Genomic DNA, 18,418 nt, shown 5'->3' on the forward strand with positions numbered 1-18,418 from the left:
TGTGTCTAATCCCGATCTGTGGCTGTATGTCGCCATCGGCATGGGTGTGGCGTCCCTGCTGCTCGCAGCCGCCTATGGCCGGCAGGTGATTGCCGTCTCGCCTGGCAACGACCGCATGCGCGAGTTGATGGGTGCCATCCGCAAGGGCGCGATGGCGTTCATGCGACGCGAGTACCTCGCAATCGCGGGCTTCGTCGTTGTCATGGCGGTCCTCATCTTCTCACTGCTCGACTGGGGACGGCCATGGGGCGCCGTGGCGTATGTGTTCGGCGCGACCCTTTCGGGGCTTGCCGGTTTCATCGGGATGCGGATCGCAACCGCAGCGAACGCGAGGACCGCAGAGGCGGCACGCACCGGCGGCACCGCTGGTGCCCTCCCGGTTGCCTTCCGGGGTGGTGCGGTGATGGGATTCACCGTCGCGGGTCTCGGACTGCTCGGGTTCAGCATCGGCATCTGGTTCTTCGGTGAGATTCTCGAGGACGAGCACTGGATCGACATCGTTACGGCGATCGGCCTCGGAGCGTCGTCGATCGCCCTGTTCGCTCGTGTCGGCGGGGGCATCTACACAAAGGCGGCCGATGTCGGCGCCGACCTCGTAGGGAAGGTCGAAGCTGGCATCCCTGAGGATGACCCGCGCAATCCGGCGACCATCGCCGACAATGTCGGGGACAATGTCGGGGATGTGGCAGGCATGGGCGCCGACCTGTTCGAGTCCTATGTCGGGTCACTCGTCGCACCGATCGCCTTCGCCTCGATCGTGTTTGCCGGTGAGGCGTACCTGCCGTACACGATCTTCTATCCGTTGATGATCGCGGCCATCGGGATGGTGGCGTCCATCGTCGGGTCCTTCCTTGTCCGCCCGAGAGGTGACAACCTCGCGAGGGCGCTCCACACGGGGACCTGGGCGGCCGCGGGGCTCACCGTTGTCGGGGTCGCCATCGCGACGCCGATCATGTTCAAGGATGTGCCGGGCGTCGAACACGCATGGGGGTTCTTCGGTGCGGTGATTGTCGGGCTCGTCGTCGGCATCCTCGTCGGCAAGATCTCCGAGTGGTACACCTCGGACCACTACAAGACCGTCAAAGAGATCGCCCGCCAAGCCGAAACCGGTCCCGCGACGGTGACCCTTGCCGGTATCGCCGAAGGGAAACGGTCCGCCGCATTCTCGGTTGTGGTTGTCGCCCTCGGCATGGGTGCTGCGTACTGGGCGGGGGATTGGGCCGTCGAAGGCGCAGGCATCTACGGTGTCGCCATCGCGGCGATCGGTGTGCTCTGCACCCTCGGCATCACGGTCTCTGTCGATGCCTATGGGCCCATCGCGGACAACGCGGGTGGGATCGCCGAGATGGCGGAGCTCCCGCCCGAGGTTCGCGAAGCCACCGATCAGCTCGACGCGCTCGGGAACACCACCGCGGCCGTTGCGAAGGGATTTGCCATCGCATCCGCAGCCGTGACCGCACTTGCCCTGTTCTTCACTTTCGCCCAAGCGGTGGAGGTCGACAGCTTCGACATCCTCGACATCGAAGTCGCCATGGGTTTGTTCATCGGCGCGATGTTCCCGTACCTGTTCGCCGCGATGACGATCCAAGCCGTCGGTCGTGCGGCGTTCCAGATGATCGAAGAGGTTCGCCGTCAGTTCCGCGAGATTCCGGGCCTCCGCGAAGGTCGCGAGGGCGTTGTCCCCGAATACGCCAAGTGTGTCGACATCTCGACGAAGGCGTCCCTCCGGGAGATGATCATCCCGGGGGCCATGGCCGTCGCACTCCCACTCGTCGTCGGCTTCCTGTCCGTCGAGATGCTCGGGGGACTCCTCGCAGGTGCCCTCATCTCGGGATTCCTGCTCGCGATCTACATGGCGAATGCTGGCGGGGCATGGGACAATGCAAAGAAATTCATCGAGGCCGGTGCGTTCGGCGGCAAGGGATCCGATGCCCACAAGGCCGCGGTCGTCGGCGACACGATCGGGGACCCGTTCAAGGACACCGCCGGTCCGGCGATGAACATCGTGATCAAGGTGATGACGATCGTGTCGTTGATCTTTGCATCCGCGTTCATCAGCTGACAGCTCAAGATCCGGGGACTGATGGGAAGAACTGTCACGATCATTCGACATGCCGAGACCAACGCCAACCGGGAACGGCGCTGGCAGGGATCAACCGATTCGGGGATCTCGACGCTCGGCTTCGAACAGATCGACCGACTCAGGGAGCGCTTCGCCGGACGCCTCGATGCCGATGTGGTGGTGTCCTCCGATTTGCCGCGAACCATGGCGACTGCGGCGGTTCTCGGTGAGGTGACCCCTGATCCTCGCTTCCGGGAGTTCTCGATCGGATCGTGGGAAGGACTGACCTCGGCGGAGGTCGAACAGCGGTATCCGGACGAATGGCTCTCCTTCGTCAACGGCGAGGATCTCGCGCCCGGCGGGGGAGAGCAGCTTTCGATGTTTGATCGCCGCATCGGGGATGCCTTCGACGATCTCGTCGACAAACTTGCCGATGGGCAACATGCGGTCCTCGTCACCCATGGCGGTGTCATCTGGTCGATCATGCGCCAAATCGCCGGCCTCGACGGGCGACCCTCGATGACTCCTTCGCACAATACGGCCGTGTCGCAGATCAGCATCGGCTCCGACGGGGAACGCCGCATCCACACATTCAACGACGCAACCCACCTCGACCACACGACCCAGCAATTCGGGCCGGTAGGGCTTCGCGCGACATTCATTCGGCACGGGCAATCGGAGGGGAATGTCGCCGGCACATGGGACAGCACCACCGACTCACCGCTGACGGACCTCGGACGGCGCCAGGCCGCCGAAGCCGCCGATCACGCCCCTTCGGTCACGGCCATCTTCAGTTCACCGAGGGTCCGAGCTACACAGACCGCCACGATCATCGGTCAGCGGATCGGGGTGCCGTCCCCGACCAGCGACGAGGATCTCGCGGAGATGTCATTCGGCGCCTGGGAAGGGCTCACCACCGCGCAGATCCTCGAACAGCATCGGGACGACATCGCCGAATATGAGAGCGGAAGCGGGGACCACACCCCAAGAGGTGGCCATGGGGAGTCCCTCGTCGGCGCTGGTACGAGGATGCGGGGGGCCGCGGAGCGGTTGGCGAAGGCGGCAAACGCCGATCCGTACATCGCCGTGTCGCACGGTGCGGCGATACGGGCCCTAGCGATCAATGTGCTCGGGGTCGCCAACGCCGGTCGCGGGAAGATCGCGATTCCTCGCAACACCGCGCAGTCGAGCTTCCTGCTCACCGAGCACGGCGCGGTGATGGCGTCGTACAATGTGGCTCCGCATCTGGACTGAACCGATGCGCCTCCTCATCGTCACGAACGACTTCCCACCCAAGCCGGGCGGCATCCAGCAGTACCTCGGAAACCTCGTCGACGCCTACTCGGACCCGGTCCACATCGTCGGGCCCCACGACCCTGCGGCCGAACCCGATACATCCGTGACGCGAGGAACGCGGCGCTACATGCTGCCGACCCGATCGACAAGGGCCCTTGTCGCGGGCACCATCCGCGAGTTCGAGCCGGACGCCGTTCTGTTCGGCGCGCCGCATCCGCTTGCGGCGCTCGGACCGTCGCTGCGGGACGAGTTCAACCTTCCCTTCGGCGTCCTCGCCCACGGCGCGGAGGTGACGATCCCTTCGGCCATTCCCGGATGTCGGCAGTGGCTCGGCCGGGTGTTGCGCGCCGCCGATGTCTGTTTCGCGGTGAGTCGCTATACCGCCGAGCGGGTCACAAGGATCTCTCGAAGCGAGGTGACGCGCGTCGGCGCGGGCGTCGATGTCGGGGCCTTCAAGCCGCCGGAGTGGACCCGTGCGAACCCGAAGCCGGTGATCGGTTGTGTCGGCCGGTTCGTTCCCCGCAAGGGCCACGAACGGCTGCTCGAGGCCGTGGCGATGATGGATCGGGATGTGCAGGTGCTGATGGTCGGCAAGGGTCGCCTGGAGTCCCGCATCCGGGAACGGGCCAACAAGCTCGGTGTGGACGCCCGGTTCGAGATCGATGTTCCGTGGTCGGACCTCGGGGATCTCTACCGCTCGATGGATATCTTCGCGATGCCGTGCAAGTCGCGATGGGGCGGGCTCGAAGTGGAGGGGCTCGGGCTCGTGTTCCTCGAAGCCTCCGCGACCGGCATCCCGGTCGTCGCCGGCGACTCCGGGGGCTCACCGGAGACGGTCCGTGTCGGCGAGACCGGGTTCGTTGCGACCGAACCAGCAGAGGTGGCGAGGCATCTCACGACCCTCGTCGATGACCCCGATCTTGCCGCGGCGATGGGCGCGGCCGGGAGGGAGTTCGTCGTGTCCGAATTCACATGGAACCGGGTCGTCGAGCGTTTCGTCGCCGGTTTTGCACCGCATCTGCGTTAGCTTGCGCCCCGCTGAGGCCCTTGACACGGACACGAACCTGTCCGATGTTTGATGGACCCATGAGCGAGAGGTACTTGTGTCGAAGAAACTTGTCATCGTTGAGTCGCCTGCGAAGGCGCGAACGATCGGGGGGTATCTGGGCGGTGACTTCGTCGTGGAGTCCTCCGTGGGGCACATCCGCGACATCCCAGCGAAAAAGACCGAACTCCCCGAGAGCAAGCAGGCTGCATGGGATCGGACCCGGTTCGGGATCGATATCGACAACGACTTCACCCCGATCTACATCGTGTCGCCGTCGTCTCGCAAGCAGGTTCGGTTGCTCAAGCAGCTTCTGAGGGACGCAGACGAGCTGTACCTGGCAACGGACGAGGACCGCGAGGGGGAAGCAATCGCGTGGCATCTCCTTGAGGAGCTCAAGCCGAAGGTCCCGGTGCACCGGATGGTGTTCCACGAGATCACCAAGCAGGCGATCGAGGAAGCCGCGGCCAACCCGCGCATGCTCGATGTCCCCCTCGTCCAGGCACAGGAGACTCGTCGGATCCTCGATCGGCTGTTCGGTTTCGAAGTCTCGCCTGTCCTGTGGCGTCGGGTTCGGAGGGGCCTGTCGGCCGGTCGGGTCCAGTCCCCCGCGACGAGGATTCTCGTCGATCGCGAGCGTGAGCGCATGTCGTTCGTGCGGTCGAACTACTCGGGCCTTCGGGCGACCCTTCGCCATGACGACACCGAGTTCCAGGCCCTCCTGCGCGCCGTTGAGGGCCAGCGTATCGCTGACGGTTCCGACTTCGGTCACGACGGAGGCCTCACCAAGGAGCGCAGGGTCCTCTCATCACACGACGCTGCCGCTCTCGCCGCAGGGCTCAGCAGCGCAGATTTCGTCGTTGCATCGGTTCAGTCCAAGCCGTACACCCGCCGGCCCTACGCGCCGTTCCGGACGGCGACCCTCCAGCAGGAGGCTTCCCGCAAGCTGCGGTTCGGGGCGAGGCGCACCATGAGCGCAGCCCAGGCGCTGTACGAACAGGGCTACATCACCTATATGCGGACCGACTCGACCAATCTGTCGGGAACTGCCATCGAAGCTGCCCGTTCCCTCGTCGCGGACCGCTACGGGCAACGGTTCCTTCCCGAAAAGCCGCGGTTCTACGGGAAGCAGGCAAAAGGCGCCCAGGAGGCGCACGAGGCGATTCGTCCTGCGGGACAGAGGTTCACCGACATCGACCGTGTGGCGTCCCATTTCGGGCCAACAGCCGATGCGTCTCGCCTGTACGAACTCATCTGGATGCGCACGGTTGCCTCCCAGATGAAAGATGCCAAGGGCGAGAGCGTCCGGGTGTCGATGACCGCCGATACGCTCGACGGCGAGATCTGCGAGTTTGTTGCGCGTGGGCGCACCATCACCTTCGCCGGCTTCCTGCGGGCGTATGTCGAGGGGAGGGATGATCCCGACGCTGCCCTCGACGACAAGGAAACCCATCTGCCAACCATGCGGGAAGGTGACGCTCCTCGCTGCGTGGCACTCGAGCCGACCGACCACGAGACAAAGCCACCTGCGAGATACACCGAGGCTTCGCTTGTGAAGCGCCTTGAGGAGCTCGGTATCGGGCGTCCATCCACCTACGCATCGATCATCTCGACAATCCTCGACAGGGAATACGCGTTCAAGCAAGGCGCGGCGCTGGTCCCGACCTGGAGAGCCTTCGGGGTCGTTGGGCTTCTCGAGCAGTACTTCTCGGACTATGTCGACTACGACTTCACCGCGAAGATGGAAGAGGACCTTGACCGGATCGCCTCGGGTTCCGAGGAGATGGTTCCGTACCTTCGCGGCTTCTACTTCGGGAATGGAAGCCCCGGCATCGTTGATCTCGTCTCGGAGGACGCCCTCGACCGTATTGACCCGAAAGCTGTCAACTCCTTCGAGATCGGGGTCGGTGATGACGGTGTTCCCATCATCGCCCGCTCCGGCCAGTACGGCCCGTACCTCCAGCGAGGCGAGGATCGTGCATCCATACCCCCTGACCTCCCGCCCGATGAGCTGACGCTTGAGCGAGCGAATCAGATCCTGAGCGAGCCCAAGGACGAGCGATCGCTCGGAAGCGACCCCGACACCGGCCTCGAGATCTTCGTCAAGAAGGGCCGTTACGGGCCCTATGTGCAGATGGGGGAGCGGGACCCCGAATCGCAGGAGAAGCCACAGATGGCCTCGGTGTTCAAGTCGATGGATCCCGCCGCTTTGACCCTTGAGCAGGCGATCGACCTCCTCAAGATCCCACGCGAGATCGGGCCCCATCCCGACGACGGGGGACCCGTGTTCGCCAAGAACGGGCCGCACGGTCCCTATGTCAACTGGGGCAAGGAGAACCGGTCAATCGAGACGGAAGAACAGCTGCTGACGATCACCCTCGACGAAGCCGTCGAGCTGCTCGCCAAGCCCCGCAAGCGGCGCGGTGCAAAGCCGCCGCTGAAAGAACTCGGGAAGGACCCGGTGACGGGCAACGACATCGTCGTCAAGGATGGCCGTTTCGGCCTGTACATGACCGATGGTGAGACGAATGTGTCCCTCCGTGTCGCCGAGACCCTTGAGAACCTCACCGTGGAGCACGCAGCCGAACGCCTCGCGGAGAAGCGGGAAAAGGGCCCGGCGCCACCGAAACGGAAGCGGAAACGGAAATAGGCCACTTCACCCGCCGCGACCGATTCTGACGGGACCGTGAACCGTAAACCGTAAACCGTGAACCGTAAACGGTGAACCGTCAACCGCAAAAGGTGCACTCCCGGTACCGTGTGGTCATGACCGGTCTCGCTCGTCGCTACATCGCCATCGAAGGAATCGAAGGTGCTGGGAAATCGACGGTCGCAAAGGCGATCGCCGACCATCTCAAGACCGTCGGGCACCCTGCGATCTTCGTGCGGGAGCCAGGCGGGACCGATGTCGGTGAACGGATCAGGGAGATCCTTCTCGGCAACGGCGATCCGCCGTCACCGAGAGCTGAGGCGGTCCTGTTCGCGGCGTCAAGGGCCCAACTCGTCGAGACGGTGATCAAGCCGGCGCTCATGGATCGTTCTTGGGTCGTCAGCGACCGATCCGCATACTCGTCGCTTGCCTACCAGGCAATCGGACGGGGACTCGACCTCACCGCGATCCGCAACCTCAACGACATCGCGATCGACGGTCTCTGGCCGGGAAGGGTTGTCCTGCTCCGCCTCAGCGCGGAGGCCGGCCTCGAACGACAAGCCGTCGACGACCGCATCGGGAGCGAAGCGATCACCTTCCACCACCGAGTTGCAGACGGGTTTGATGCCCTCGCCGCGGCTGAACCGGATCGCTTCATCGTGGTTGACGCCGAGCCACCTGTCACCGAGGTGATCGGATCCGTCATCGATGGGCTGGGACTGTGACCGCGTTCGCGTCGGTCATCGGCCATGCTCCGGTCGTCGAGTTGCTGAGGTCGGAGCTCGAGCATCCGGCCCAGGCATACCTCTTCGTCGGTCCTTCCAATGTCGGCAAGGCCTCGGTCGCGAGAGAATTCGCAGCGAACCTCGTCGGAGGTGACGATCCCGATGCCGTGCGCCGCGCGACCGGCGGCTCCCATCCGGATGTGATCGTCGTTGCACCGGAGGGTCGATCGTCGATCACCGTCGACCAGGCCCGGTCCGTGGTGTCGTCAGCGATCCTTGCGCCGCTGGAGGCGGCGATGAAGGTCTTCCTCTTCGAAGAGGCGTCGATGCTCAACGATGAGGCCGCCAACGCGCTGCTCAAGACGATCGAGGAACCGATCGTGTCGTCATCGTTCGTCTTGGTTGCCGACTCCGAGGACGACCTCCCTGCCACGATTGCGAGCCGGTGCAGGACCGTCGTGTTCGGCCGGGTGGGGACCGATGAGATCATCGACGGCCTCGAGGCCAACGGTGTGGATCCCGCCGCCGCCGCCGAGGCAGCGCGGATCTCGGGTGGGCGGCCCGGCCTCGCGCTTGCCCTCGCGACGGAGCCAGCCGTCGCTGCGTTCCGCGAGGCGTGGCTGTCCGTGCCGGGCGCCCTCACTGACCACCCCGGCGATGCCTACCGGATGGTCGGCAAGGTCCTCGATGCGACCGAGCCACTGCTTGGCGCCATCAAGGCCAGACAGGAGCGAGATATCGAGCTGCTGTACCCCGATCGCGACCCCCCGAAAGCCCTCGTCGAGCGGCAACAGCGAGAACTCGCTCGGGCCGCTGACGCCCTTCATGTCACCGGTCTTGAACTCCTCGCGAGCTTCTACCGAGACATCGCTGCGTCTCAGCTCGGGGCTCGCGTCCAGAACGCCGATGTCGATGTCGCCCTGCTCGCGCGCTCCGATGTCACCACGGCAGTGGCGAACGCGGCAAGGGTCTTTGATGCAATCGATGCCATCGGCGCCAACCAGCGGCCAAGCCTCGCCTTTGCCTCGTTGTTCGTGGATCTCGGACAGCATGGGTGAACGGCCCCTGATCAAGCGAAGCATCGACGCGGCATCACGCATCCCCGCGGCGGTGCTGGCCCGCGTGTACTTCGACATCTCGGTCGAGGGCCTCCACCACATCCCAAGCGAAGGTCCGTTCGTGATGGCCGCGAACCACTTCTCGCATCTCGATCCACCGTTCATCGGGTTCTCGACCCCGAGGACCGTCCGGTTCCTTGCGGTCGACGAGCTCTTCGGTCGGTCTCGGATCTTCGACCTCACGATGCAGTACTACGACGCGATTCCGCTCGACCGCGACGGCTATCCGATCGCGGCGATGCGGACCGCAATCGACCACCTCGAGTCGGGTCACCCCATCGGGCTGTTTCCTGAGGGGCGCAGGGTCGAGCAGTGGGGTGGAAACGATGCAAAGCGCGGCGCTGCCTGGCTTGCGTGGATGACCGGTTCCCCGCTGATTCCGGTTTCGATCTGGGGGACCCAGCACACCATGTCGCCCACCCAGCGCGGGTTCAATCGGACGGCGGTCCGCCTGTGGTATGACGAGCCGCTGTGGTGGTACGACTATGCGGACCGGATCGATCCGGTAGGCTCCATGACGACCGACTGGTTCACGGTGGTCGACGGGAGGCTCTCGGACTGGATGGAGCTATGAGCCCGAAGCGAGTCGTTGTTGCGGGGGCATCCGGCCTCATCGGATCTGGCCTGATGGAGGCACTCGAATCGAGGGGTGATGTCGTGGACCAGCTCGTGCGGCACACCTCCCGAGATGATCTGCCACCACACCGCTTCGGGTGGGATCCGCAGTTCGGGAGACTCGATCCTGCGGTCCTCGAGGGTGCGGACGCGGTGGTGGTCCTCAACGGAGCGCCGGTTGGGGACAAACGCTGGACACGCGCACGCAAAGAGCTCCTGGTCTCGTCCCGGGTCGAGCCCGTCACCACTGTTGCCCACACCGTCGCGGCGATGGAAGATCCGCCGCCGGTGCTCGTCACGGCATCGGCGATGGGGTTCTACGGCGACCGGGGCGACGATGTGCTCCCCGAGGCCGAGCCTGCCGGGGAGGGCTTTTTCGCCAAGCTGTGCGCGGCGTGGGAGGAGGCGTCGCACCCGGCAATGCGGGCCGGGGTTCGCGTCGTCAACATGCGCACCAGCCTCGTGCTGTCGCGGCGGGGAGGTGCGCTGAAACCGATGCTGCCGTTGTTCAAACTCGGGCTCGGCGGGCGTATCGGCGACGGGAAGCAATGGTGGTCCTGGATCTCAGACCAGGACTGTGTTCGGGCCTTCCTCCATGTCATCGATACGCATGTGCACGGCCCGGTCAATGTTGCGTCACCGAATCCGGTCACCAACGCCGAGTTCGTCAAGGCCCTTGGGTCGGCGCTGCACCGGCCGACCGTCCTTCCCACACCGCGGTTCGCCCTCGTGGCGCGGCTCGGTGGCGAGCTCGCGGAATCCATCGGCTATGTCTCGCATCGTCTTGCACCGCGCGTCCTTGAGGACTCGGGATTCACCTTTGTGCACGAAACGGTTGACGCCGCGCTCGCGGCAGCCGTCCGCTGAAGAACCCGAAGGGGACTGTTCGACAGGTTTGATATCATCCGCGCCTTCGCCGGGGTAGCTCAGGGGTAGAGCAACGCACTCGTAATGCGTAGGTCGCGGGTTCAAATCCCGCCTCCGGCTCCGTTCACGCGGGGCGGTTCGGGGCAATGTGCGGGACCGAGACGAAGAGATGCCCCCATGCCTCGATCCGTCCCGGTCCGCACAACCTGTCACCGTTGCTGGGCGGCGGCCGCCGCCATCGCATCGGTCGGGCCATCACCTCTTCAGACCGTGACGGTCCAGACTCGGCGGCGAAGGCGGGCAACATCTAGCCATCGTCGCCCACTCCGATGCAGCCACTCGCGTCCAGTCACGATTATGAAGACTATGACTCAACAATCGCGGTACCATCGTAGGCGGCGGCGCCAGAACCAGCAAACAGGAGGAGCCGCACCGGGTGGTGCGGCTCCTTCGCCTTGTTCGCCTCGGGTTGCCGGGTCAGTGCTCCCCGTCACCACCCGTGTAGGTGAACTTGAGGTGCTTCTCCTCGCCGGTTGATGCCTGGACGATCACCTTGAACGGTTCCCCAACAGGTGCCCCTTCGAAGAAGACCTTGAGTTCCCAATGGCCCTCATCGGACACCTCGGCACGACCCGAACCCCAGGCAGAACCAACCTCGACCACACTTCCCGGCTTTCCCTTGCCGTAGAAGATGTCGTACGGCGGGTTCTCCGAACAGGACCCGTAGGTTTGCGCCGCCCAGAACTCGTAGCCGGGCTCGTCGTCCCCCACATACCACACATGAATGGTAGCGACCGACTTGTTGCCCTCCTTGTCCTTCGCCTTGAAGGTAAGGGTGTTCTTGCCTGCCTTGAGCTTCACCTCGATCTTCCAGTCGTCGCCGTCGACATGGGCCTTGCGGTCCCCGTAGTAGACCTTCGCGCCCGGTTCGACGGTGCCTCGAACGAGGATGACTCGATCGTCGGTCTCAGAACCATCCGCAGGTGAGGTGATCGCGAACCTCGGTGGCTCGCCGTCATCACCGACGAGATACACGGTCACGGAGTCGCGCGCCTTGTTCCCTGCTTCGTCGAATGCCGTGAAGGTGAAGGTGTTCTTGCCCTTCTTGAGCTTCACTTCGATCTTCCAGTCATCACCGTCGACATGCGCAGGACGGTCACCATGAAAGACCTTGGCGCCGGGCTCGACATGACCGACAACCCGAATGACCTCGTCGTGGGTCTCATGGCCGTTCTTGGGGGAGACAATCCAGAACTTTGGCGGGGTCGTATCGGGCTCGGGAACCGGGTCGAGGAAGAGCGTCAATGTGAGGAAGGTCTTGTTCCCAGCTCGATCCATGGCCTTGAAGGTCAGCGTGTTGCGCCCCTCCTTCAACTCGACGCGCATGCTCCAATCATCACCTTCGACATACGCGCGACGGTCGCCGAGCCACACCTTCGCTCCGGGTTCGACACCGCCTTTGACCACGACGACATCGCTGTCGACATGGCTCTCGTTCTCCGGACTCGTGATGGAGAACCGAGGAGGTGTCGTGTCGCGGTCCTTGTCGTCATCGCGCTTGTCGGGCTTTGGAGTGTCTCGTCCGACCGACTCGGCGATCTTGCTCTCCGATTTCGGAATGGTCGTGGTGGCCTTGTCGGACGCCGGTTCCGTCGCGGGCGCGAACACCGACTCGGTCCGGTTCCCCGCCATGCCCGCAATCGCGGCACCGCCGATGAACACGAGCGTGAAGGCGATGACTGCCGCAGCGATTGGTTTGCCTCTCATGGATTGATCCTCCGTTGCACGATGTCGATGCCTTCCGGATCCCGAGATGCCCACCCGTTACACGCATCGTGGGGCTGTCAGGTTTACTCCCCACCGGAGAATCATCTGCAGGGCCCGGACTCCTGTGCCGATACGGACCTCAGTGGGAGTTGCGACGCTGCATCACGGCGGCCGAAGTAAACCTCTCATGCCTGACCTGCGAGTAACGGGTAAGAGAATGACCGTACGGCCGAGACCTCGTGTGCCCGAAACGGCACAGGATGACGGGAGGGGGGCGACCCCTTTCGTCCCTGTCGTTCGCTCGGTCGAACCGTTCGATCGGTTCTATGCACGAGAGTTCCGGTCGGTTGTGGGCCTCGCCTACGCATTGTCAGGGAGTCGATCTGGTGCTGAAGATCTCGCTCAGGAAGCGTTCATTGCGGCCCACAAGCAGTGGGCGAAGATCGGTGCGTATGACAAGCCGGAGGCTTGGGTGCGGCGCGTGGTGTCAAACCTGTCGGTCTCAAGGTTCAGGCGTCGCGCAAGTGAGCTCAAGGCAATGACCCGCTTGGCAGGGTTCCGCTCCGAGCATGCCACGATCGGTGAGCTTCCCGCGGAAGCCGGCCACTTCTGGGCCCAGGTTCGACGGCTCCCGAAGCGGCAGGCCCAGGCGGTCGCGCTCCACTACCTCGAAGACCTCCCGATCGCCGACATCGCCGACATCCTCGATTGCAGCCCTTCAACGGTGAAGGTACATCTCCACAAGGGGAGGCAGACGCTCGCCGAACGGCTCGATGTGCAAGGAGGCGTGCTGTGACAACCCTCGACCTGCTCGCCCGTAGTTCTGCAGATGCGATTCGTGACAGCGTCGCTTCGGTTCCAGTCCCGAGCGGCGGGATCTCCGCGGTTGCGAGGGGATTGGTCCTGCGCCGTTCGGTTGGCTATGCCCTTGCAGGTGCTGCGGCGGCTGTCGTCGCGGTCGTCGCGATGCTCCTGGTCGCACCCCCGGTCGTCGAGGTCACCGACACGCCGACCACCGTCGTCATCCCCACCACAACGGTCGTCGTGCCGACCGTGGAGCCACCGTCGCGACCGGATGTTCCAGTCCTCCCGATCATCCCTCCCGAGGGTGTGGACCGAACCCATCAAGCGACGCCCGACACGACCGCCGACATCGTGGTGGACACACCGGCTGACGGCACCCACACGACCGACCAGTCCGTCACCGTGGCGGGAACAGCAGAGGTTGGTGCCACGGTCGTGACACAGGACGATGTCGCAGTGCCGGTTGACTCGTCGGGTGCATGGCATGCCGATATCGCCCTTGAGATGGGCGAGAACCTGCTCGTCTTCCGCGCGACCGATGCGGTAGGCAACCTCGGGTATGCAACCGTCCGCGTCTTCCGTGACCCACCCCCCACGACCACGACCAAGCCCCCGACGAGCACCACGACGACCACCAAACCCGGCTGGGAGTTCTCTGCGCACAAGACCTACGGATCGTGTTCGGAGAATCCGCCGTACGACATCTACTACGGCACCGGCAAGCCCGGAACCGAGATCATCGTGACGAGTGAATTCGGTGGTGGAACGGTAGAGGTCGACGGAAGCGGCGAGTGGAGCGTCAAGGTGTTCTTCCCGGAGGCTCCTCCACACGCCCCGTTCACCGTCAAGGTGAAGCACTTCGACGGATCGAAGAAGACTTTCGAGTTCGTCTACAGCCCGTAGACGCCTGAGTGCTTGTCGCCGCCGATCATCAACACTGTTTCTCTTCTTCGATGATCGCGCGCAACGCGGCGAGGAACTCCTCGGACGGCTGCTGCTTGCCCGCAGCGGCGATGCGCGCTTTGAGTTCCTGTTCGAACTCGAAAGCGTCGTCGCAGTGGTTGCATCGTCGCAGATGCCAGCGGATACGGGCCTTTCGGGACACGGTGAGTTCCCCGTCGATGTATTGATACACATATTCGACAGCGTTTTCGCATCCGCTCATTGGTGTGGCTCCACGAGTCCGTGTTCGACCGCCAAGTTCCATAACTGTTTTTGCAGCGACTTTCTTCCCCGATGGAGCCGGGACATCACGGTGCCGATGGGTATGTCGAGGATCTCGGCGATCTCCTTGTAGGAGAATCCCTCGACATCGGCGTAGATGACGGGCATCCGGAAGTTCTCGGGGAGGGACTCGATGGCCTCGATGATGTCGTCGTCCACGAACATGTCGAGTGCGGTGCGCTCGGCGCTCACGGTCGCCCCAGAAGCCTCACCGAGGCGTTTGAACAGATAGATGTCCTCGAGCTCTCCGAGTTCGACCTCATCGGGCCTGCGTTGTGCCTTGCGATACTTGTTGATGTAGGTGTTGGTGAGGATGCGGTACAGCCACGCCCTGAGGTTGGTGCCGGCCGCAAACGAGCCATACCCTCGGTAGGCCTTCAGGTAGGTCTCTTGGACGACATCCTCGGCGTCGGCTGGGTTGCGGGTCATGCGCAGGGCAGCCGAATACAGCTGGGGAGCGTATTGCATTGCGTCGTCTGCGAAAGCCGCCTGATCTGCCATTGCCCGAAAAGTAGTCGCGCCAGCCCCCCAGTTCACATTTCCGGGACCCGAATCCGGGTCAGTCCTGGGGCCCTTATCCGATTCTCATGATCGAAGCGGAACCTTTTTGGGTATGGGGGCGTTGAAAGAGGCAGAAGATCAACGCCGGGATCCGGTTGCGGGTCCCGTGCCGTGGGAGGTCACGATGAACGAAACAGCACTCAAGGGGCGCCGGTTCGCCGGCGGGACAAGGCCCCCGAAGACATACGCGTCCGGCCGAACATGCGCAGCCAAGGACTGCGAGACACGGTTGTCGCAGTACAACCGCCGCGAATGGTGCTATGCGCATGCACCGACCAAGTACCCGAGGCTCAGGGGACGAATCGTCAAGGCCGAGGCGTAGCACTCGCCCGAGGACGCCACAGCCCTCCCCGACGGCCGGTGGACCACGACAGTGTGTGAATCCACCGGCCGTCTATTCTGTTCCCGATGCGTACGGTTTCGCGGCTCGCCCTCATCATGGTCGTCACAGTGCTGGCGATCGGTTCGACGCTTCCCGCCTTCGCCACGGAGGCGGCCACCGAGGGCGACGGCGCGACGACCACCACGGCTGCACCTGCCGAGACCGCGACCGGCGATGTCCCTGCGGTGGAACTTCCGCCACCAGAGGTCGTCGAGGCGAATCAGCCGTGGACCGCTCGATTCATGTACCCCCTGTTCGGCGTGCTCGCCCTTGTGATCATCGGTGGGTTCGCCATCGCCTACAACCGGACGGTCCGGCACCGCTACGAAGTCGTCAACTGACCGCAGTCCCGGTCGCAACCCACGAACCGTAGTCTCGCGATCATGAGCAAGGTCGATTGGGACACAGCGCGAGCCACCTCCAAGCGGTTCTCGGGTGACTACCCACTCGCAGGTACCTACCACGAGCGTCGCTTCGCAATGCAGGCTCCCGACCTTGTGGCGCGTGCGTCGGCGCTGGTTGCCGAAGCGACGGGGCTCTCCATCCCCGGATCCCCGACGGTGGGGGTCATCTCTCGGCACGACTGGGTCGTGACCAACACCCGCTCGTTCGCACACATGCTCGAGCCCATCGAGCGTGCCCTCGCCGCGGACGCGTCCGAAACCGAAGCCGCTGCTGCCGTCGAAGGACCGCGGGAGTCGAAGCCGACCCTTGCTGGCAAGGCCATGGGGGTTCAGGTCGGAGCCGTTCTCGGGTTCATGTCCAAACGCGTGCTCGGCCAGTACGAGCTCGTCCTGCCAACCGATGACGACACGGTCGGCGACTCGGTTCTTTTTGTCGGAGCCAATGTCCTTTCGATGGAACGGCAGCACCAGTTCAAGCCGTCGAGTTTCCGATTCTGGGTGGCCCTCCACGAATGCGCCCATCGCGCGCAGTTCACGGGGGTGCCGTGGATGCGCGGCTACTTCCTTTCGCTCGTCGAGGAACTGATCGCGGCGGATGGCCCCGAGAAGGGTCGCATGGCGCGCATCGCCTCGGAACTGCGCTCAGCGAAGGACCAAGGCGAGGATCCGCTTGGTGACAAGGGCATCCTCGGTCTGCTCGCTTCGCCGAAGCAACGGGAGGTCATCGACCGGGTTCAGGCGCTGATGAGCCTGCTTGAGGGACACGGCCATGTCGTGATGGACCGGGTGGGCGAGCGCGAGATCGTCGATGTCAAGCGGATGTCGCGCGTGTTGACCGCGCGCCGGAACGATCCGAGGACCGCGGCGTTCCTGAAGCTGGTCGGGATCGAGATGAAGATGCGCCAGTACGACGACGGTGCGAAGTTCATCAACGAAGTCGAACGCCTTGCCTCCTGGGACACCCTTTCGATGGCTTGGGAATCGGCAGAGACGCTGCCAACCCTCGACGAGATCCGTGACGCAAGGCTGTGGCTCGAGCGCATGCATTCATGAACGATCACCTTGTGTTACGGGTTCGGGATGCCCTCGGTACGGCACCGTGTGTTGTCGCTGTCGGGGGAGGGGCAGATTCCGCGGCATTGCTCCACGCCGCGGCACAATCCGGGAACCCGGTTCGTGGGGTCTTCGTTCACCACCATCTCTCCCACAGCGACCTCCTCGCCGCAGCGGCGAGAGCGATCGCCGCACACACCGGAACCGAGCTCGCGGTGGTAGATGCACCCGTCGTCGAAGGCTCCGATCTCGAGGCCCGCGCAAGGGCCGCACGGTATCGCGTCCTCGAACAGCACCTCGAACCTGGCGAACGGTGCTGCACCGCCCATACGCTCGATGACCAGGCAGAGACGGTGCTGATACGCCTGATGCGGGGATCAGGTCCGGTAGGCCTCTCTGGGATCCCATCGACGCGAGGCCCGTTCTGCCGTCCCTTCCTGACCGTCCGGCGCGCCGAGCTGCGGGCGGTGGCTGATGCGACCGGTCTCCCCTACACGGACGATCCGTCGAACCGTGACGATCGCTTCCTTCGGTCGCGGATCCGGTCCCACCTGATGCCGTTGCTCACGCAACAGTACGACGAGTCGATCGTCGAGGACCTCGCCCGGAGCGCCGATCTCGTCGCAGCGCAACACGGCGTCATCGTGGCGATGGCCTCGGAGATCCCTGTTCACATCAGCGACGACTCGACCGCGATCCCTACCGCGCCGCTTCTGACGGCGCCGCTTGCCGCTGCGTCCGAGGCGGTGCGCCGAGCACTCACGGTGCACCTCTTCCCCTACCACGGCAGCCACGCCGATGTCTCAGCGGTTCTCGCGACGGCCCGCGATGGCACAACCAGGACCCTCACCGGGGGCCTCGTGTGCGGTCGTGAGGGTCCGCATGTCGTCGTGGCCCCAAAGGTCGAGCAGGACGCCCCGACGCCGGTGTCCCTCGAGGCGGGCGTCCTGGCGTGGGGGCCTTGGCGCTTCGCCGTGTCGCTGTCTGACGCACCCGCCCTCATGACGACCGTCGGGCGTCGGACCGCGGTGAGCATCCGACCCGGGGACGAGGCGGTCATGCGCTGCGTCACGAACGGCGATCGTCTCGACATGAGTGGCCAAACGACGCCCGTTGCGGAGCTGCTCCGTGCCGCAGGCGTTCCGCCCCGGCTGCGTTCGTCTTGGCCTGCGATCGCGGTCAATGGCAAGATTGCCGCTGTTGCCGGAATCAGGGTTGCTGACTGGGCACGCCCCGGACCGGGCGAAGCGGCGATGGTGATCGAGCGGGAAGGGCCAATGTGAAGATCGGCAAGACACTCGTAACGGCGGAAGAGATCGAAGCCAAACTCGAAGAGATGGGTGCGGCGATCTCTCGGGATTATGCAGGAAAGGATCTCCTGCTGGTCGGGATCCTCAAAGGCGCCTTCGTTGTCATGGCCGACCTCGCGCGCCACATCACGATTCCGGTCGAGTTCGACTTCATGGCGGTGTCGTCATACGGATCCGCGACGAGGAGTTCGGGGGTCGTACGCATCCTCAAGGACCTCGATCAGCAGATCGCAGATCGCCATGTCCTGATCGTCGAGGACATCGTCGACACGGGCCTGACGCTGCACTATCTGCTCAAGAATCTGACGGTTCGCAAGCCGGCGAGTCTCTCGCTCGCGGCGCTGCTCGTGAAAGACGGCGTCGAGCGTCCCCCCCTCGACATCGCTTACGAGGGCTTCCACATTCCACCAGATTTCGTGATCGGCTACGGCCTCGACTATGAAGGGAAGTACCGAAACCTCCCATATGTCGCCGTTGTGGACTCCGTCGACTGACCGGATCTGCCGAATTTGACGGACTGAAGCCGTACCATGGG

At 64.2% G+C, this 18,418-nt stretch carries 18 protein-coding genes and 1 tRNA gene; 16 read left to right on the forward strand and 3 right to left on the reverse strand.

Translation table 11 applies throughout. The annotated features are described in order from the left end of the window. The first annotated feature begins 1 nt into the window (after position 1). The 9 genes from R2823_08895 to R2823_08935 all read left to right on the forward strand — a co-directional run bounded on the left by R2823_08895 (position 2) and on the right by R2823_08935 (position 10,498). Positions 2 to 2,062, forward strand: a complete 2,061-nt coding sequence (locus tag R2823_08895) for a sodium-translocating pyrophosphatase (GenBank protein MEZ5176306.1) — start codon at positions 2 to 4, stop codon at positions 2,060 to 2,062. 21 nt (positions 2,063 to 2,083) lie between these two features. Continuing rightward, complete coding sequence (locus R2823_08900; protein ID MEZ5176307.1) at positions 2,084 to 3,316, forward strand: histidine phosphatase family protein; 1,233 nt, start codon at positions 2,084 to 2,086, stop codon at positions 3,314 to 3,316. Positions 3,317 to 3,320: 4 nt separating this feature from the next. After that, positions 3,321 to 4,385, forward strand: a complete 1,065-nt coding sequence (locus R2823_08905; protein MEZ5176308.1) for a glycosyltransferase family 4 protein — start codon at positions 3,321 to 3,323, stop codon at positions 4,383 to 4,385. A gap of 76 nt (positions 4,386 to 4,461) precedes the next feature. Beyond that, a complete protein-coding gene (topA, locus tag R2823_08910; protein ID MEZ5176309.1) occupies positions 4,462 to 7,053 on the forward strand; it encodes a type I DNA topoisomerase in 2,592 nt (863 codons plus the stop codon). 116 nt (positions 7,054 to 7,169) lie between these two features. Beyond that, positions 7,170 to 7,778, forward strand: a complete 609-nt coding sequence (tmk, locus tag R2823_08915; protein ID MEZ5176310.1) for a dTMP kinase — start codon at positions 7,170 to 7,172, stop codon at positions 7,776 to 7,778. Then, the gene (locus tag R2823_08920) at positions 7,775 to 8,836 is read left to right on the forward strand and encodes a hypothetical protein (GenBank protein ID MEZ5176311.1); all 1,062 of its coding nucleotides are present in this window, start codon (positions 7,775 to 7,777) and stop codon (positions 8,834 to 8,836) included. Before tmk ends, R2823_08920 begins: the two co-directional genes overlap by 4 nt. Continuing rightward, entirely contained in the window at positions 8,829 to 9,470 is a 642-nt protein-coding gene (locus tag R2823_08925) for a lysophospholipid acyltransferase family protein (GenBank protein MEZ5176312.1), read from the forward strand. The genes R2823_08920 and R2823_08925 overlap by 8 nt, the downstream gene beginning before the upstream one ends. Then, positions 9,467 to 10,378, forward strand: a complete 912-nt coding sequence (locus R2823_08930; GenBank protein MEZ5176313.1) for a TIGR01777 family oxidoreductase — start codon at positions 9,467 to 9,469, stop codon at positions 10,376 to 10,378. Before R2823_08925 ends, R2823_08930 begins: the two co-directional genes overlap by 4 nt. A gap of 48 nt (positions 10,379 to 10,426) precedes the next feature. Continuing rightward, positions 10,427 to 10,498, forward strand: a tRNA-Thr gene (locus R2823_08935). Between the two features lie 357 nt (positions 10,499 to 10,855). Here R2823_08935 and R2823_08940 read toward each other — a convergent pair. Next, positions 10,856 to 12,145: a hypothetical protein gene (locus R2823_08940; GenBank protein MEZ5176314.1), complete on the reverse strand. Its 1,290-nt coding sequence runs from the start codon at positions 12,143 to 12,145 to the stop codon at positions 10,856 to 10,858. 241 nt (positions 12,146 to 12,386) lie between these two features. On the opposite strand from R2823_08940, the gene R2823_08945 reads away from it, so the two are divergent. Continuing rightward, a complete protein-coding gene (locus tag R2823_08945; protein ID MEZ5176315.1) occupies positions 12,387 to 12,941 on the forward strand; it encodes a SigE family RNA polymerase sigma factor in 555 nt (184 codons plus the stop codon). Next, a complete protein-coding gene (locus tag R2823_08950) occupies positions 12,938 to 13,852 on the forward strand; it encodes a hypothetical protein (protein MEZ5176316.1) in 915 nt (304 codons plus the stop codon). Before R2823_08945 ends, R2823_08950 begins: the two co-directional genes overlap by 4 nt. Before the next feature lie 28 nt (positions 13,853 to 13,880). Here R2823_08950 and R2823_08955 read toward each other — a convergent pair whose 3' ends face one another. Together R2823_08955 and R2823_08960 are read right to left on the reverse strand one after the other, a co-directional pair. Then, positions 13,881 to 14,114 carry a zf-HC2 domain-containing protein gene (locus tag R2823_08955; protein MEZ5176317.1) on the reverse strand — a complete coding sequence of 78 codons (234 nt, stop codon included), beginning with the start codon at positions 14,112 to 14,114 and terminating at the stop codon, positions 13,881 to 13,883. Further along, positions 14,111 to 14,674 (reverse strand): sigma-70 family RNA polymerase sigma factor, encoded by a 564-nt coding sequence (locus R2823_08960; GenBank protein MEZ5176318.1) that lies wholly within the window; start codon positions 14,672 to 14,674, stop codon positions 14,111 to 14,113. Before R2823_08960 ends, R2823_08955 begins: the two co-directional genes overlap by 4 nt. Before the next feature lie 184 nt (positions 14,675 to 14,858). Between R2823_08960 and R2823_08965 the strand changes: the two genes are divergently transcribed. From R2823_08965 to hpt, 5 genes are all read left to right on the forward strand, one after another. Continuing rightward, positions 14,859 to 15,056 (forward strand): hypothetical protein, encoded by a 198-nt coding sequence (locus R2823_08965; GenBank protein ID MEZ5176319.1) that lies wholly within the window; start codon positions 14,859 to 14,861, stop codon positions 15,054 to 15,056. Between the two features lie 86 nt (positions 15,057 to 15,142). After that, the gene (locus R2823_08970) at positions 15,143 to 15,457 is read left to right on the forward strand and encodes a hypothetical protein (protein MEZ5176320.1); all 315 of its coding nucleotides are present in this window, start codon (positions 15,143 to 15,145) and stop codon (positions 15,455 to 15,457) included. Positions 15,458 to 15,499: 42 nt separating this feature from the next. Next, positions 15,500 to 16,573 (forward strand): zinc-dependent metalloprotease, encoded by a 1,074-nt coding sequence (locus R2823_08975; protein MEZ5176321.1) that lies wholly within the window; start codon positions 15,500 to 15,502, stop codon positions 16,571 to 16,573. Beyond that, the gene (tilS, locus tag R2823_08980) at positions 16,570 to 17,856 is read left to right on the forward strand and encodes a tRNA lysidine(34) synthetase TilS (protein MEZ5176322.1); all 1,287 of its coding nucleotides are present in this window, start codon (positions 16,570 to 16,572) and stop codon (positions 17,854 to 17,856) included. The genes R2823_08975 and tilS overlap by 4 nt, the downstream gene beginning before the upstream one ends. Beyond that, complete coding sequence (hpt, locus tag R2823_08985; protein ID MEZ5176323.1) at positions 17,853 to 18,377, forward strand: hypoxanthine phosphoribosyltransferase; 525 nt, start codon at positions 17,853 to 17,855, stop codon at positions 18,375 to 18,377. Before tilS ends, hpt begins: the two co-directional genes overlap by 4 nt. Positions 18,378 to 18,418 lie beyond the last annotated feature (41 nt).

This window comes from Acidimicrobiia bacterium (assembly GCA_041393965.1).
In the GTDB taxonomy this organism is placed as follows: Bacteria; Actinomycetota; Acidimicrobiia; order Spongiisociales; family UBA5794; genus UBA5794.